This window comes from Ideonella paludis (assembly GCF_018069865.1).
Taxonomy (GTDB): Bacteria; Pseudomonadota; Gammaproteobacteria; order Burkholderiales; family Burkholderiaceae_C; genus Ideonella; species Ideonella paludis.
The window spans coordinates 400,136-415,507 of sequence record NZ_JAGQDG010000002.1 but is presented as its reverse complement, the minus strand read 5'-3'; the positions used below and the strand labels follow the sequence as shown (position 1 = coordinate 415,507).

General features: G+C 61.6%; 10 protein-coding genes and 5 tRNA genes. 11 read left to right on the top strand and 4 right to left on the bottom strand.

The window, feature by feature from the left end:
* Positions 1 to 69: 69 nt before the first annotated feature.
* Genes hpnE through hpnC form a run of 3 tightly spaced genes read right to left on the bottom strand, consistent with a single transcriptional unit; the run spans position 70 to position 3,046 of the window.
* A complete protein-coding gene (gene hpnE / locus KAK11_RS06380) occupies positions 70 to 1,362 on the bottom strand; it encodes a hydroxysqualene dehydroxylase HpnE (RefSeq protein WP_210807382.1) in 1,293 nt (430 codons plus the stop codon).
* Positions 1,362 to 2,210 (bottom strand): presqualene diphosphate synthase HpnD, encoded by an 849-nt coding sequence (hpnD, locus tag KAK11_RS06375; protein ID WP_210807380.1) that lies wholly within the window; start codon positions 2,208 to 2,210, stop codon positions 1,362 to 1,364. Before hpnD ends, hpnE begins: the two co-directional genes overlap by 1 nt.
* Positions 2,207 to 3,046 carry a squalene synthase HpnC gene (hpnC, locus tag KAK11_RS06370; protein ID WP_210807378.1) on the bottom strand — a complete coding sequence of 280 codons (840 nt, stop codon included), beginning with the start codon at positions 3,044 to 3,046 and terminating at the stop codon, positions 2,207 to 2,209. The genes hpnD and hpnC overlap by 4 nt, the downstream gene beginning before the upstream one ends.
* A 159-nt stretch (positions 3,047 to 3,205) precedes the next feature.
* On the opposite strand from hpnC, the gene KAK11_RS06365 reads away from it, so the two are divergent.
* The 11 genes from KAK11_RS06365 (at position 3,206) to KAK11_RS06315 (ending at position 14,396) form a co-directional block, all read left to right on the top strand.
* The gene (locus KAK11_RS06365) at positions 3,206 to 4,315 is read left to right on the top strand and encodes an efflux RND transporter periplasmic adaptor subunit (RefSeq protein ID WP_310737754.1); all 1,110 of its coding nucleotides are present in this window, start codon (positions 3,206 to 3,208) and stop codon (positions 4,313 to 4,315) included.
* A gap of 22 nt (positions 4,316 to 4,337) precedes the next feature.
* Positions 4,338 to 7,451, top strand: a complete 3,114-nt coding sequence (locus tag KAK11_RS06360; protein WP_210807377.1) for an efflux RND transporter permease subunit — start codon at positions 4,338 to 4,340, stop codon at positions 7,449 to 7,451.
* A 191-nt stretch (positions 7,452 to 7,642) separates the two neighbouring features.
* Positions 7,643 to 7,729, top strand: a tRNA-Leu gene (locus KAK11_RS06355).
* Between the two features lie 41 nt (positions 7,730 to 7,770).
* Positions 7,771 to 9,078, top strand: coding sequence for a trigger factor (tig, locus tag KAK11_RS06350; RefSeq protein ID WP_210807375.1), 1,308 nt, complete (start codon positions 7,771 to 7,773; stop codon positions 9,076 to 9,078).
* A gap of 172 nt (positions 9,079 to 9,250) precedes the next feature.
* On the top strand, positions 9,251 to 9,859 hold the full coding sequence (gene clpP, locus KAK11_RS06345) for an ATP-dependent Clp endopeptidase proteolytic subunit ClpP (protein ID WP_210807373.1): 609 nt from the start codon (positions 9,251 to 9,253) through the stop codon (positions 9,857 to 9,859).
* Between the two features lie 132 nt (positions 9,860 to 9,991).
* Positions 9,992 to 11,260, top strand: coding sequence for an ATP-dependent Clp protease ATP-binding subunit ClpX (gene clpX, locus KAK11_RS06340; RefSeq protein WP_210807370.1), 1,269 nt, complete (start codon positions 9,992 to 9,994; stop codon positions 11,258 to 11,260).
* A gap of 97 nt (positions 11,261 to 11,357) precedes the next feature.
* Positions 11,358 to 13,781, top strand: a complete 2,424-nt coding sequence (lon, locus tag KAK11_RS06335) for an endopeptidase La (protein WP_210807368.1) — start codon at positions 11,358 to 11,360, stop codon at positions 13,779 to 13,781.
* A 116-nt stretch (positions 13,782 to 13,897) separates the two neighbouring features.
* Positions 13,898 to 13,973 (top strand) — tRNA-Gly (locus KAK11_RS06330).
* A 67-nt stretch (positions 13,974 to 14,040) separates the two neighbouring features.
* A tRNA-Cys gene (locus tag KAK11_RS06325) sits at positions 14,041 to 14,114 on the top strand.
* A gap of 5 nt (positions 14,115 to 14,119) precedes the next feature.
* Positions 14,120 to 14,195 (top strand) — tRNA-Gly (locus KAK11_RS06320).
* A 112-nt stretch (positions 14,196 to 14,307) separates the two neighbouring features.
* Positions 14,308 to 14,396: transfer RNA gene (locus KAK11_RS06315), tRNA-Leu, on the top strand.
* Between the two features lie 36 nt (positions 14,397 to 14,432).
* Here KAK11_RS06315 and murI read toward each other — a convergent pair.
* Positions 14,433 to 15,260 (bottom strand): glutamate racemase, encoded by an 828-nt coding sequence (gene murI / locus KAK11_RS06310; RefSeq protein ID WP_210807366.1) that lies wholly within the window; start codon positions 15,258 to 15,260, stop codon positions 14,433 to 14,435.
* Positions 15,261 to 15,372: the final 112 nt, after the last annotated feature.

The window sequence follows — 15,372 nt, the reverse complement described above, 5'->3', positions numbered from 1 at the left end:
ATACCGCGTAGAAGGCCGCATTTTTGCATGGCGAAACGCATTTGCGCTATAGCAATTGGATCCTGGACCTCAAATCGCCCGATTCCTTTCAAAGCACGCTGCAGTGCTTCCTGCTCTCACCGCACCTTCCAGTGTGGCCGGATACGGCCCCTCGACGTAATCCCCTGCGGCGCGCAGTCCCGGTGCAATTTGCATCGCTGGCCGCTGCAGGCCTGGGCTGCAGACAAAGGTGGCGCGCTTGTCGGCACGGACCGCCACCACCTCGTAGTCGGAGGTCCGCTGGCCTGCACCCGGCATCATGGCCTGCAAGACCTGCTGGCGAACGGCCTGGCCGCAGGCCTCTAGGCCGTCGGCCAGGGCGGGGCCTGCCGCACTGACCACCAGGGTGAAGAGGTGAGCAGGCCCCCCCAATGCGCCCAAGTCAAAGCCAAACTGGGCGGGTGCCCCAGCTTGGCTTGGGAAGCTCAACATGGGGCAGGGCCACGCAGCCCCTTGAGCGCGTAGCCAGACCGTCACGATGGGTTCATGCTGCAGGCTGTCCGCAGACGCTGCCCAGGCGGGCGAAAGGTCTCCCACCAGCCTGGAGGCCTCGCGCGCAGGCGTCGCCAGGATGACTTGGTCAAACGACTGACCCTCTACCCGCCACCCGTCCAAGTCTTGCTTGAGCTGCCGCACCGTGTGGCCCGCATGAAGCTGAGCGCCATGGGCCTGCAGCCAGGCCCAGGCGCGCCCGGGCAGCAGGTCACTCAATGGTTGTCGAGGCAGCAGCAGGTCAGCAGAGCCCGTGGGGCCAAACAGGGCATCCCGCAGCACATTCAAAAAGACTTGACCGCTGGCCCGGGCGGCATCCGTGTTCAGCGCGGCGACACACAAGGGCTCAATCAGCGCTTGCATCAGGTCTGGCGGAGCCTCACGGCAAAGCTGGGCGACGCTCACCTCGCTGGCACAGCGAAAGCCGGAGAGGCGCCACCCCAGGGCCAGTCGCATCAGGCTCAAGCGGCTGCGCCAGGGCATGTCCGCCCATGCGATCACACCCCGCAAAAAAGCCAAGGTGGTCGGCCCGCTGGGCAGACAAAGCCCCTTGCCCGACGGGTCGATCAGGCGCAAGGGCATGCGATGCAGGGCGGCACTGGTGTCCACCCCCACGGTGTGCATCAGGGCCAGCGTCTGGCTGTAGGCGCCAATCAGAATGTGCTGGCCGTTGTCCAGCGGCAGATCGCCTTGGGGGAGGGTGCGGGCGCGCCCCCCTGGCCGGTGTGCGGCCTCAAAAACGGTGACACGGTGCCCGGCCTGAGTGGCGGAGACGGCGGCCGACAAGCCTGCCCAGCCCGCGCCCACCACGGCCACACGCAGCGGAGCCATCAGCGGCCGCGCCAATGCGTGCGCCAAGCGATCCACAGCTTGCGCAAGGGGGTCAGCGAGGTGCGCTGGTGCAGCACCTGAAAGCCTTGGCGCTCGATGTCGACCAGCAGGCTGCGGTAGATGTTGGCCATCATCAGCCCGGGCTTCTGGGCGTTGCGGTCTGCCTCGGGCAGCAGCGCGAACGCTTCGTCGTAGAGGCGATGCGCACGCTGGGCCTGAAAATTCATCAAGGCGAGGAAACGATCGCTGTAGCCCCAAGGCGCGCTGCGCTGCAGAATCTCGTGGGCCTTGACCTCAAACTGCTGTAACTCGCTGATGGGCAAATAAATGCGGCCCCGGCGCGCGTCGTCCCCCACATCGCGAATGATGTTGGTCAGTTGCATCGCCAATCCCAAGCGGTGCGCGTACTGGATGGTTTGCTCACTGGTGCGCCCGAAGATCGAGCAGGCCACCTCGCCCACCACGCCAGCCACCAAATGACAGTAGCGCTCCAAGCCCTCAAAGTCCAAGTACCGGGTTTGGTCCAGGTCCATTTGGCAGCCGTCAATGACGGCCATCAGGTGCTCCGGGCGGATGCCAAAGGCTGAACTGTGGGGCAGCAAGGCCTGCATCACCGGGTGGCTGGGCTGGCCCGCAAACGCGCTGGCCACTTCCTTGCGCCACCAGGCCAGCTTCACGGCCGCTACTTGAGGGTCACTGACCTCATCGACCACATCATCGACTTCTCGGCAAAACGCATAGAACGCGGTGATGGCGGCTCTGCGCTCGGTCGGCAAGAAAAGGAAGGCGTAGTAGAACGACGATCCACTGGCTGCAGCCTTTTGCTGCACGTACTCTTGCGGCGTCATTGGGCACGCATCCAAAGCGCGCGCCAGATGAGCACGGGGGCATCCCAGGCGGTCAGGCGCGGGCGGTGAGCAATGCAGTGGAAGTTCATGGCCTCGATTTTCTCAAGAATTCGTAAGCCCCCGAGCACGACCAGGCGCAGCTCCCACCCCGCACGACCAGGCAAGGTGTGGACCAGCGGCTGCCCTTGCAGCATCAGCGCCTTGGCCCACTGCACCAAATCGCGGGTCAGGGCTTGCGCCGCATCAGTGGCCACGCCGCTGGCGCACAGCGCGTTGAGGTCAGCCCGGCGCATCCCAAAGCGTTGCAAATCACTTTCCGCCACATAGTGGCGTCCACGCGGTAAGTCTCGGCTCAGGTCTTGCCAAAAGTTGATCAACTGCAGTGCACTACAGATGGCATCTGACTGCTGCAAGGCTTGGGCATGGCTGACACCGTAGAGATGCAGCAACAAGCGCCCCACAGGATTGGCCGAGCGGCTGCAATAGGCCAGCAGGGCGGCGCGGTCGGGGAAGGGGAGGTTGTAGGTATCTTGCTCGAACGCATCGAGCAGCGCCGCCAGCAGGTCCTGCGGCAATCCATGCTGGTGAATGGCCTCTCGCAAGGGGGCGAACACGGGCGCCCAGCGAGGGCTGACGGGTTGGCCGTCGTAAACGCAGCGCAAATCTCGCCGATAGGCCGCCAAGTCGGCGCGGCGAGATTCTGGGCTGGCCTCACCTTCGTCCGCGAGGTCGTCAGCCGTCCGCGCGAACCAATAAAGGGCCGTGATGGCAGGCCGCAGCGCAGGCGGGCAGAGCCAAGAGGCAACGGGAAAGTTTTCATAATGGTCGACGCTCACCGTGCCGATTGTCACAGCGTCCGGGACGCACCCCTGTTGGGCGTGTGGAATCGCAGACAGTGGCGTTGACCGTTGGGTTCAGGCCCACTATATTACTGACCAGTCAGTCATTAATTTAAAGTTGCTGAGCCCCGCAGCTCAGCAGAAAGAGGATTCACGGTGAAGATTCAGCACTTGGCAGGCCTTGTGGCCGTGCTCGCCTTGGGCCTGGTGGCCTGCTCGAAACCTGAGCCCGTGGTCGAGCCCATTCGGGCGGTCAGAACGACGGTGGTGGGGGGCGGAGACACACAGTCACGCCACGAGTTCGCCGCTGACATCCGCGCTCAGTCTGAGTCTCGTTTGAGTTTTCGGGTCGCAGGCAAGTTGCTCAGCCGCCCCGTGCAGTTGGGTGACAGCGTGCGGGCTGGGCAGGTGTTGGCCCAGTTGGACCCGCAGGACTTGAAGTTGGGCGCGGATGCGGCCAAAGCCGCCTTGACTGCGGCACAAACCCAATATGAACAGGCAGAAGCTGACGCACGCCGCTACCGCGAGCTGCGCGCACAAGGCTTTATTGGCGCGGCAGAGATGGACCGGCGCGAAGCAGCCGCCAAGTCGGCCAAAGCGCAATGGGACCAAGCGCGCGCGCAATCCAGTTTGCAGGGCAACCAAGCTCAATATGCCAGCCTCGTGGCCGACCGATCGGGCGTGGTGACGGCGGTGGATGCAGAACCCGGCCAGGTGCTGTCCGCCGGCACGCCAGTGGTTCGCGTGGCCTATGACGGGCCCAGGGACGCGGTGTTCGCGATCCCGGAGCATCAAGTCAATAGCTTGAAGGCCCTGCAAGGCAAGGCCGGCGCATTGACGGTGCAACTCTGGGGTGATGCAACCCCGCACAAGGCCACGCTGCGCGAGGTCTCTGCGGCGGCAGACGCGCAAACCCGCACCTTCCTCGCCAAGGCCGATGTCGGCGCCATGCCGGCCAAACTGGGGCAAACCGCCACCGTCACGGTGGCGCACAGCGCGCCCAGTGCCGCTCTGCGGCTGCCGCTGACGGCGGTGGCCCAAGCCAAGGGGCAGTCTGTGGTGTGGGTGCTGGACACCCCGGCGATGACCGTGAGGCAGCAACCCATCGTGGTGGCCACGGCTGATGGCAATGATGTGCTGGTGGCCTCGGGCTTGAAGGCCGGCGAGGTGGTGGTGACGGCGGGGGTTCATGTGCTGACGCCTGGCCAAAAGGTTCGCCTCTACAAAGACCCCGCTGCTGCTGCTGCATCCGCAGCGTCGCGTTGAGTCAGGCCGAAAGAGTTCACGCATGAGCCACAACCCTGACACAGGCGCGACGCGCTTCAATATTTCACGCTGGGCCCTGGAGCATGCTCCGCTGACGCGCTACCTGATGGTGGTGCTGATGATTTTGGGACTGGCGGCCTACTTCCAACTCGGTCAGGACGAGGACCCGCCGTTCACCTTCCGGGCGATGGTGGTGCAAGCGTTTTGGCCGGGTGCGACGGCACAGCAAATGGCCGAGCAAGTGACCGACAAGGTCGAGCGCACCTTGCAAGAGGTACCCAATGCCGACATTTTGCGCAGCTACACCAAGCCCGGTGAGTCGCTGACCATCATTCAGCTCAAGGACTCAGCTCCTGGCAAAGAGGTGAGCGAGGCTTGGTATCAAGCGCGCAAGCGTGTCAATGACATGCGCCACACCTTGCCGGCTGGGGTGATTGGCCCGGTCTTCAATGACGATTTCGGTGATGTCTATGGGTCCATCTACGCCTTGCGTGCCGATGGCTTTTCTCCCGAGGAACTCCGCGTCCATGCCGAGCGGGTCCGTTCCAGCTTGCTGAGGGTGACTGATGTTGCCAAGGTCGAGCTGTTTGGCGCCCAAGCCGAGAAGCTTTTCATCGAGATTTCTCAGAAGCGCCTGGCGCAGTTGGGCATAGACCTGAATCAGGTCATCGGCCAATTGGGTGCTCAAAACGCGGTGGAGGGGGCGGGTGTCTTGAATGCGGGCACCCAGAATCTTCAGGTTCGGGTGGGCGGCGCTTTGCAGAATGAGGACAGCCTGCGCCAACTGCCCATTCGGGTGGTGAACCCTGCCACCGGCCAAGCCACATCCCTGAAGCTGGGCGACATTGCTGAAATCAAGCGCGCCTATGTCGACCCGCCCAGCGTGATGGTGCGCCACCAAGGCGAGCAGGTCATTGCGCTGGGTGTCTCCATGGCCAAAGGCGGAGACATCATCCGCATGGGCAAGGCTTTGCAAGCCAAAACGGCAGAGATCAAAGCGCAATTGCCCGTGGGTATTGAGTTGAGCCAGATTCAAGACCAACCGCAGGCGGTCAGCCGCTCCGTCAATGAGTTTGTTGGCGTGTTGATCGAGGCCGTGGTGATTGTGTTGGCTGTCAGCTTTATCAGTCTCGGCTTGCACACCAAGCCGCTGCGCATCGACATTTGGCCCGGCATGGTGGTGGGCATCACCATTCCCTTGGTGCTGGCCATCACCTTTGTCACGATGTTCTATTGGGGCGTGGGCCTGCACAAGATTTCGCTGGGCTCGTTGATCATTGCCTTGGGCTTGTTGGTCGACGACGCCATCATTGCCGTAGAGATGATGGTGCGCAAAATGGAGGAGGGCTTTGATCGCAAGTCGGCCGCCACTTATGCGTATGAGGTCACCTCCATGCCTATGCTGACGGGCACGCTGATCACGGCGGCGGGCTTTTTGCCCATCGGCTTGGCCAAGTCCTCTGTGGGCGAATACACCTTTGCCATTTTTGCCGTGACCTCCGCTGCCTTGGTCATTTCATGGGTGGTGTCGGTGTACTTCGTCCCCTACCTCGGGGCTTGGCTGCTCAAGACCAAAAAGGCGCATGACGGCGAGGCGCATGAGCTGTTTGATACGCCGTTCTACAGCCGCTTCAGGGCGCTGGTGAACTGGTGCGTGGAGCACCGCTGGGCCACCATTGGCGCCACCTTGTTGGTCTTTGCGCTAGGCATCGTCGGCATGGGCAAGGTGCAGCAGCAGTTCTTCCCCGATTCGAGTCGTCCGGAGTTGCTGGTGGACTTGTGGTTGCCGGAAGGCTCCACCATTCAGGAGTCAGAGGCTCTGGCGCGGCGCTTTGAGCAGCGGGTGGCCAAAGAAGCGGGCATACAGAGCGTGACCGCCTGGGTGGGCAGCGGCGTGCCCCGCTTCTACCTGCCGCTGGACCAGGTTTTCCCGCAGGCCAACGTCAGCCAGTTCATCTTGCTGCCCACCAGCTTGGCCGAGCGCGAGGCCCTGCGCAAGCGCTTGCCCGAGGTCCTGGCCAGTGAGTTCCCCGAGGCGCGGGCGCGTCTGAAGCTCTTGCCTAACGGCCCTCCAGTGCCTTATCCGGTTCAGTTCCGTGTCGTGGGTCCGGACGTGCAATCGGTGCGGGAATGGGCCGACCAGGCCAAGGCCATTTTGCGCAACAACCCCAGCATGCGCGGTGTCAACGACAACTGGAACGAGTCGGTCAAGGTTTTGCGCCTGAACATCGACCAAGACAAGGCTCGCGCCTTGGGCGTGAGCAGCCAGAGCATTGCGCAGGCCTCGCGAGTCATGTTGTCCGGCAGTGTGATCGGGCAGTTCCGAGACGGCGACAAGCTGGTGGACATCGTGCTGCGCCAACCCAAAGAGGAGCGCGATGCCATCACCGACATTGCCAATGCCTACATTCCCACCACCAACGGCCGCTCGATCCCGTTGACCCAAATTGCCAAGATTGACTTCACCTGGGAGCCCGGTGTGCTGTGGCGCGAGGGGCGCAAGTATGCGGCCACGGTGCAGGGCGACGTCGTCGACGGCGTACAGGGCGCCACGGTGACGGCCCAAGTGTGGCCCGAACTTCAAAAGCTCAAGGCGCAAATGCCTGATGGCATGGACATCCAGATTGCCGGGGCTGTGGAAGAAAGCTCTAAGGGGCAAGGGTCCATTGCAGCGGGCGTGCCGGTCATGCTGTTCATCATGCTGACCTTGCTGATGCTGCAACTGCACAGCTTCTCACGCACGGTCTTGGTGATCTTGACGGCGCCCTTGGGCATCGCAGGGGTGGCAGGCGCCTTGCTGTTGCTGAATCGTCCGTTTGGCTTTGTCGCCTTGTTAGGCTTCATTGCTCTGGCTGGGATGATCATGCGCAACTCGGTCATCTTGATCGATCAGATTGAGCAGGGCAGGGCGCGCGGCGTGGCCACCTGGGACGCCATCGTCGAGGCCGCCGTACATCGATTCAGGCCGATCGTGCTGACGGCTGCCGCCGCGGTGCTCGCCATGATCCCGCTGTCGCGCAGCGTGTTTTGGGGGCCCATGGCGGTGGCCATCATGGGCGGCCTGATCGTGGCAACCGCCTTGACTTTGCTGGCGCTGCCCGCCATGTACGCGGCCTGGTTCAGGGTCAAGCGCTGAGATCTGAGCGCACATTCAAGGGGGCGGCGTGAAGAAAACGCCGCAAGCCCGATAGAATACGCGGTTTACCGGTTCGCCCGAAGGCGGCTGGCTGGGGCAAATCGGCCCGCCAGTTGCCCCGACCGACTGTTTCTGGGGTGCCGCACCGTCCGCTGAGCTTTGTGCAGAGCCAGCAGGAGGGGCGGCCTAATGCGCGGGTGGCGAAATTGGTAGACGCACCAGGTTTAGGTCCTGACGCCAGCAATGGTGTGGGGGTTCGAGTCCCCCCCCGCGCACCATCCCCTCTTATCTCCGCACACATCACAACAGAGTCCGCACCATGGCAGTGAACGTTGAAACTCTCGAAAAGCTGGAACGCCGCATCACCCTGACGCTGGCGGCCTCTGAGGTCAACTCCGAAGTTGAGTCCCGCCTCAAGAAGCTGGCCCGTACCGTCAAGGCTGACGGCTTCCGTCCGGGCAAAGTGCCGATGTCTGTCGTGGCCCAGCGCTACGGCTACTCGGTGCAGTACGAAGTGATGAACGACAAGCTCGGTCAAGCCTTCGCTGCAGCCGCCAATGAAGCCCAGCTGCGCGTGGCCGGGGTGCCCAATATCAACCAGAAGGACGAAGCGGCCGAAGGCACGATGGCCTTCGACGCGACTTTCGAGGTGTATCCCGAAGTCGCTCTGGGTGACCTGTCGACCGCTGAAGTCGAGCGTGTGACGGCTGAAGTTGACGACGCAGCCATCGACAAGACCGTTGAAATCCTGCGCAAGCAGCGCCGCACCTTTGCCCAGCGCCCCGCCGCTGAAGGCGCCCAAGCCGGTGATCGCGTGACCATCGACTTCGAAGGCAAGATCGACGGTGAGCCCTTCTCGGGTGGTAAGGCTGAAGCCTTCCAATTCCTGGTCGGTGAAGGCCAGATGCTGGAGCAGTTCGACCAAGCGGTGCGCGGCATGAAGGTGGGCGAGTCCAAGACCTTCCCGCTGAGCTTCCCCGCTGACTATCACGGTGCTGATGTGGCGGGTAAAGAAGCCGACTTCTTGGTCACCATGAAGAAGATCGAAGCCCAGAACCTGCCCGAAGTGAACGATGAGTTCGCCAAGTCCTTGGGCATTGCGGAGGGCTCGGTGTCGGGCCTGCGCGCGGACGTCAAGAAGAACCTGGAGCGCGAAGTGAAGTTCCGTGTTCAGGCGCGCAACAAGGCTGCCGTGATGGACGCCTTGGTCAAGGTGGCTGAGTTGGACTTGCCCAAGGCCTTGATCGCCTCGGAAACCGAGCGCTTGGTGGAAGGCGCCCGTGCTGACCTGAAGCAGCGCGGTGTGAAGGACGCAGAAAAGGCGCCGATCCCCGCAGAGATCTTCACGCCTCAAGCCGAGCGTCGCGTGCGCTTGGGCTTGGTCGTGGCTGAGTTGGTCAAGGTCAACAACCTGCAAGCCAAGCCAGAACAACTGCAAGCGCACATCGAAGAGATGGCGCAGAGCTACGAAAAGCCGGCTGACGTTGTGCGTTGGTACCTGTCGGACCGCAACCGCATGGCGGAGGTTGAGGCCGTGGTCATTGAGAACAACGTGGCTGAGTTCGTGTTGTCCAAGGCCAAGGTCACCGAAAAGGTGCTGCCTTTTGATGAATTGATGACTGCTTGATCAAGCGCGCGTCGGCTGAGGGGCACGCTGTGCTCCCCAGCGTTGAATGATCATCGCCCGACCGTCAGGTCGGGCGTTCTTTTTTGTGGATTCAAACTTGGTTTTGCAGCGACATAATGGTCGCGTGCCATCGCCTGACGATGGCTCTCAGCCCACATTGGGAAGGAACTTCATGAGCGCACTTGAAACGCAAGCTTTGGGCATGGTGCCCATGGTCATTGAACAGTCTGGCCGGGGTGAGCGGGCCTATGACATTTACTCGCGCCTGCTGCGCGAGCGCATCATTTTCTTGGTTGGCCCGGTCAATGACCAGAGCGCTAATCTGGTGGTGGCGCAGTTGTTGTTCTTGGAGAGCGAGAATCCCGACAAGGACATTTCGTTCTACATCAATTCGCCGGGCGGCAGTGTGAGCGCTGGGATGTCGATCTTCGACACCATGCAGTTCATCAAGCCGGATGTCTCGACCATGTGCATGGGCATGGCTGCCAGCATGGGGGCTTTCTTGCTGGCTGCGGGGGCCAAGGGCAAACGTTTCTCGCTGCCCAACTCCAAGATCATGATTCACCAGCCGTTGGGGGGCACGCAAGGCCAGGCCACGGACATTGAGATCCATGCCCGTGAGATCTTGAAGACTCGTGAGCAACTCAACCGCATCTTGGCTGAGCGCTCGGGCCAGCCCCTGGAAAAGATCCAAACCGACACCGAGCGCGACTACTACATGAGCGCCGAAGAGGCCAAGACCTACGGTTTGATCGACCAGGTTCTGGATAAGCGCGGCTGAGCTTGCGCCTGATGCGGGTTTGATGCGCCCAGCTTGGCCGCTAAAGGCCGGCTTTTCGGGGGGCAAAGACCCGCATCAATTGGTCTATCATTCATCCATCTTTCCTCCTGAACAGCCACGGCTCGCACATCCATGCCCGATAAGAAAGGCGCCTCTGGCGAAAAGGTCCTCCACTGCTCTTTTTGCGGAAAGAGCCAGCACGAGGTCAAGAAGCTCATCGCCGGGCCCTCGGTGTTCATCTGCGATGAATGCATAGAGCTCTGCAACGACATCATTCGGGATGAAGTTCCGGCAGAAGGCCCGGCTGGCAAGTCCAGCAAGTCTGATCTGCCCACGCCCACGGAAATCAAGGCCAGCCTGGACCAATACGTCATTGGCCAAGAGATGGCCAAGCGCATTCTGTCGGTCGCGGTCTACAACCACTACAAGCGCCTCAAGCACATGGGCGCCAGCAAAGACGAGATCGAGCTCTCCAAGAGCAATATCTTGCTGATCGGCCCGACGGGCTCGGGCAAGACGCTTTTGGCTCAGACCCTGGCGCGCTTGCTCAATGTGCCCTTTGTGATTGCCGACGCCACCACCCTGACCGAAGCCGGTTATGTGGGCGAGGACGTCGAAAACATCATCCAGAAGCTGCTGCAAAACTGCAACTACGATGTGGAACGCGCCCAGCGCGGCATCGTCTACATCGACGAAATCGACAAGATCACCCGCAAGTCTGAAAACCCGTCCATCACCCGAGACGTCTCGGGAGAAGGCGTGCAGCAAGCCCTGCTCAAGCTGGTGGAAGGCACGATGGCCAGCGTGCCCCCGCAAGGCGGGCGCAAGCACCCCAACCAAGACTTCCTGCAGATCGACACCACCAACATCTTGTTCATCTGCGGCGGCGCTTTTGACGGTCTGGAAAAGGTCATCCAGAACCGCACGGAAAAGTCTGGCATTGGTTTCGGTGCCACCGTGCACAGCAAGACCGAAAAGCGCGTCTCTGAAGTCTTCCGCAATGCGGAGCCCGAGGACTTGGTGCGCTTTGGCTTGATCCCGGAGTTGGTCGGCCGCTTGCCCGTCGTCGCGACACTGGGCGAGTTGACTGAGGAAGCTCTGGTGCAGATCTTGGTGGAGCCCAAGAACGCTTTGCTCAAGCAATATCAAAAGCTCTTCTCCATGGACGGGGTGGAACTGGAGATTCGCCCCTCGGCGCTGGCCGCCATTGCACGTCGGGCCTTGGCACGCAAGACCGGCGCGCGGGGGCTGCGGTCGATCATGGAAGGCGCCTTGATCGACACCATGTTTGATTTGCCCACGCTGGACGGTGTGGCCAAAGTGGTCGTCGATGAGCACATCATCGACGAAGGTGGTAAACCGCTGCTGGTCTACCACGAGCAATCCAAGGCGAGCGCCTGACCGCTGCCCAAACTCTGAAGTTGGTCAAAGTCATGCGGCCAACTCCTTGCAATTCGATGCTCGAGCCCCATGTGGGTTTGAGAAAGTGAGGCATTCCATGTCAGGACATCCCATCCTTCCCTCTGAACCCATCGCGCTGCCTTTGCTGCCTTTGCGCGACGTGGTGGTTTTCCCCCACATGGTCATTCCGCTGTTTGTGGGCCGTCCCAAGAGCATCAAAGCGCTTGAGGCAGCCATGGAAGCGGGCCGCCAAATCATGCTGGTGGCGCAAAAGGCTGCTGGCAAGGACGAGCCGCGCCCGGAAGACCTGTTCACCACCGGTTGCGTCTCCAGCATCTTGCAGATGCTCAAGCTGCCCGACGGTACCGTCAAGGTGCTGGTCGAAGGCGTGCAGCGCGCCAATGCGCAAAGCGTGACCGACGACGGCGAGCATTTCTCGTCCGTTGTTCTGCCGATTGCGCCTGCGGGTGAGCCCACCCCCGAGGTGGAGGCACTGCGCCGCGCGGTGACGCAGCAGTTTGACCAGTACGTCAAGCTCAACAAAAAGATCCCGCCGGAGATCTTGACCTCCATCGCTGGCATCGACGACCCGGGTCGTTTGGCCGACACCATCGCGGCGCATCTGCCCCTGAAGCTGGAGTCCAAGCAGGCTGTCCTGGACTTGGTGGATGTGGCGAAGCGGCTGGAGAAGCTGCTGGAGCAACTCGAACACGAAGTCGACATTCTCCAAGTCGAGAAGCGCATCCGTGGGCGTGTGAAGCGCCAGATGGAAAAGAGCCAGCGCGAGTACTACCTCAACGAGCAAGTCAAAGCCATCCAGAAGGAACTAGGCGATGGCGAAGAGGGCGCGGATCTCGAAGAGCTCGAAAAGAAGATCAAGGCTGCTCGCATGCCCAAAGAGGCACGCAAGAAGGCCGACGCTGAGCTGAAAAAGCTCAAGCTGATGTCGCCCATGTCGGCAGAGGCCACGGTGGTGCGCAACTACCTGGACACCCTCTTGAACCTGCCGTGGTCCAAGAAGTCCAAGATCAAGCACGACCTGGGCAATGCCGAGGATGTGCTGAACGAAGACCACTACGGCCTCGACAAGGTCAAAGAACGCATCCTCGAGTACCTCGCGGTGCAACAGCGCGTGGAGAAGGTCAAGGCGCCCATCTTGTGCTTGGTCGGCCCTCCTGGCGTGGGCAAGACCTCACTGGGCCAGTCCGTGGCACGTGCCACGGGCCGCAAGTTCGTTCGCATGGCTCTGGGTGGCGTGCGTGACGAAGCTGAGATCCGTGGCCATCGCCGCACCTACATCGGCTCCATGCCGGGCAAGGTGCTGCAAAGCTTGTCCAAGGTCGGTGTTCGCAACCCACTGTTCTTGCTCGACGAGATCGACAAGCTGGGCATGGACTTCCGGGGAGACCCGTCTTCGGCCTTGCTGGAGGTGCTGGACCCTGAGCAAAATCACACCTTTGGTGATCACTACGTGGAGGTCGATTTCGACCTCTCGGACGTGATGTTTGTCGCAACGTCTAACTCGATGAACATCCCGCCCGCCCTGCTGGACCGGATGGAAGTGATTCGTCTGTCGGGGTATACCGAAGACGAAAAGCTGCACATCGCGCAAAAGTATTTGTTGCCCAAGCAGGCGGCCAATAACGGCGTGAAGCCCGAAGAGATGGAAGTGGCGGAGTCCGCCATCCGCGGCATCATTCGCTACTACACCCGCGAGGCTGGCGTGCGCTCGCTGGAGCGCGAGGTCTCCAAGATCTGCCGCAAGGTGGTCAAGGGCATCCAGCTCAAGACCTACAGCGGCAAGGTGGTGGTGACGGACGAGAACCTGAACGACTTCCTGGGTGTGCGCAAGTACGACTTCGGCCGTGCCGAAAAAACCAACCAAGTCGGCCAGGTGGTGGGCTTGGCCTGGACGGAAGTGGGCGGCGATCTGCTGACCATTGAAGCCACCGCGATGCCGGGCAAGGGCAACATCATTCGCACCGGCTCGCTGGGCGATGTGATGAAGGAGTCGGTCGAGGCTGCCCGCACGGTGGTGCGCAGCCGCGCTCGCCGCTTGGGCATCAAGGACGAGCTCTTTGAGAAGCGCGACGTGCACATCCACGTGCCCGATGGCGCAACGCCCAAAGACGGCCCGAGTGCAGGTGCCGCCATGACCACGGCTTTTGTGTCGGCGCTCACGGGCATTCCGGTCAAGGCGCATGTGGCCATGACGGGCGAAATTACCTTGCGCGGCGAAGTCACGGCCATTGGCGGTTTGAAGGAAAAGCTTCTGGCGGCGGCCCGTGGCGGCATCAAGCTGGTGATGATTCCGGAAGACAACGTCAAGGACCTGCAAGACATCCCCGACAACGTCAAGAGCGAGTTGGAGATCGTGCCGGTGCGCTGGATCGACAAGGTCTTGGAAGTGGCGCTCGAAGCCATGCCTGTGGCCTTGCCTGACGAAGACCCGGCCGCCGTGAAGGCCGAGGCGCCGGCGGCGGCGCCTGTGGCGGGCACCACAGACGCGATCACGCACTGAGTGGGGTGCGCAAAAAATTCGGCGGTCTTGCGAGACCGCCGAATTTCTTCCTATAATGCAAAGCTTCACTGAACGCGGTGGCTCACCAAGCGTCACGCTCAAGTGTTCAGGGATACGCGGGAATAGCTCAGTTGGTAGAGCGCAACCTTGCCAAGGTTGAGGTCGCGAGTTCGAGCCTCGTTTCCCGCTCCAGGTTTGATTGTGGAAGCTTCTGCTTCCTTTTTTGTCGGTTCACCGGCAACGCTCTTTAGGTTTAGACGGCGCGATAGCAAAGCGGTTATGCCCCGGATTGCAAATCCGGTTAGTCCAGTTCGACTCTGGATCGCGCCTCCACCATTGCGGGAATAGCTCAGTTGGTAGAGCGCAACCTTGCCAAGGTTGAGGTCGCGAGTTCGAGCCTCGTTTCCCGCTCCAAACCCGAAAGGGGAAGCTTTACCAGCTTCCCCTTTTTCGTTAGCGCCGAGGATTGCCGTCTGCAGGCATTTCGATGGCGATAATGAGCGCAAGTCGCGATGAGTTCCATCCTGCCCGGATGGCGAAATAGGCAGACGCAGCAGACTTAAAATCTGCCGCCCATCACAGGGCGTACCGGTTCGATCCCGGTTCCGGGCACCACACCGACCCACATGCGGCCGGCTCACATTGCGCCCGCTAAATGCCGACGCGCTGAGCCTGCAGATCCCAGCCAAGGCGCTCGCGCGCGATTCTCTCCAGCACCTCTGTTTCTCCCGTCGACACCAAGGTGATGTGTCGGACCTGCGGTGCATCAGCATGCTGTAGACCTTGATCGGCCTGCGCTAACCCGTCATACAGGCGAGCAGCTTGTTGTGCGACGGCCTCTGCGGTGTCCAAGAGGGTCACACTCGGGCCGAGGCGCTCAGCAATGGCGTCGGCGACAAAAGGATAGTGTGTGCAGCCCAAGACCACCGTGTCGACGGCAGCTTTCTTCATCACGCTGCAATACTGATCCAAAAGGTCGGTCACAGCCGCCTGCTTGGCTTCGCCTTGCTCAATGGCCGCCGCCAGACCGGCACAAGCCACGGGCAGGACAAAGCAGTCGGTAGCGAAGCGTTGCACCAGTGATCGAAACCGCGGGCTTTGCAAGGTGCTGGTCGTGGCCATCACGCCGACGCGTTTGTTGAGGCTGCGCTGTGCGGCCGGTTTGACGCCGGGCTCAACGCCCACCAGCGGCAACTCGGGATGCTGTTGACGCATCGCCTCAATGGCCGCAGCAGTGGCGGTATTGCAAGCCACGACAATCAAGGCCGCGCCTTGCGAGAGCAAGTAGTTGGTGATGCGCAGCGAGCGGTCGACCACGTGCGAAACGTCCCGCTCTCCGTAGGGCGCATGGCCGCAGTCGGCCACATAGAGCAAGGGCGCCGTGGGGCACTTGGCCTGCAGGGCTCTGACCACCGACAGCCCGCCCACGCCGGAATCGAAAACGCCAATCAGTGGGGGGCTGTGCTCGGACTTGCTCATTGCGGCGGGCAGTCTACCTCCTGACCTTGCTGGGCTTGCGGGCTTGTGCAAACTGAGGCGCTGGCTCTAAAATAGCACGATCGTTCGATTTATCCTGCCGACACGGTGGCGC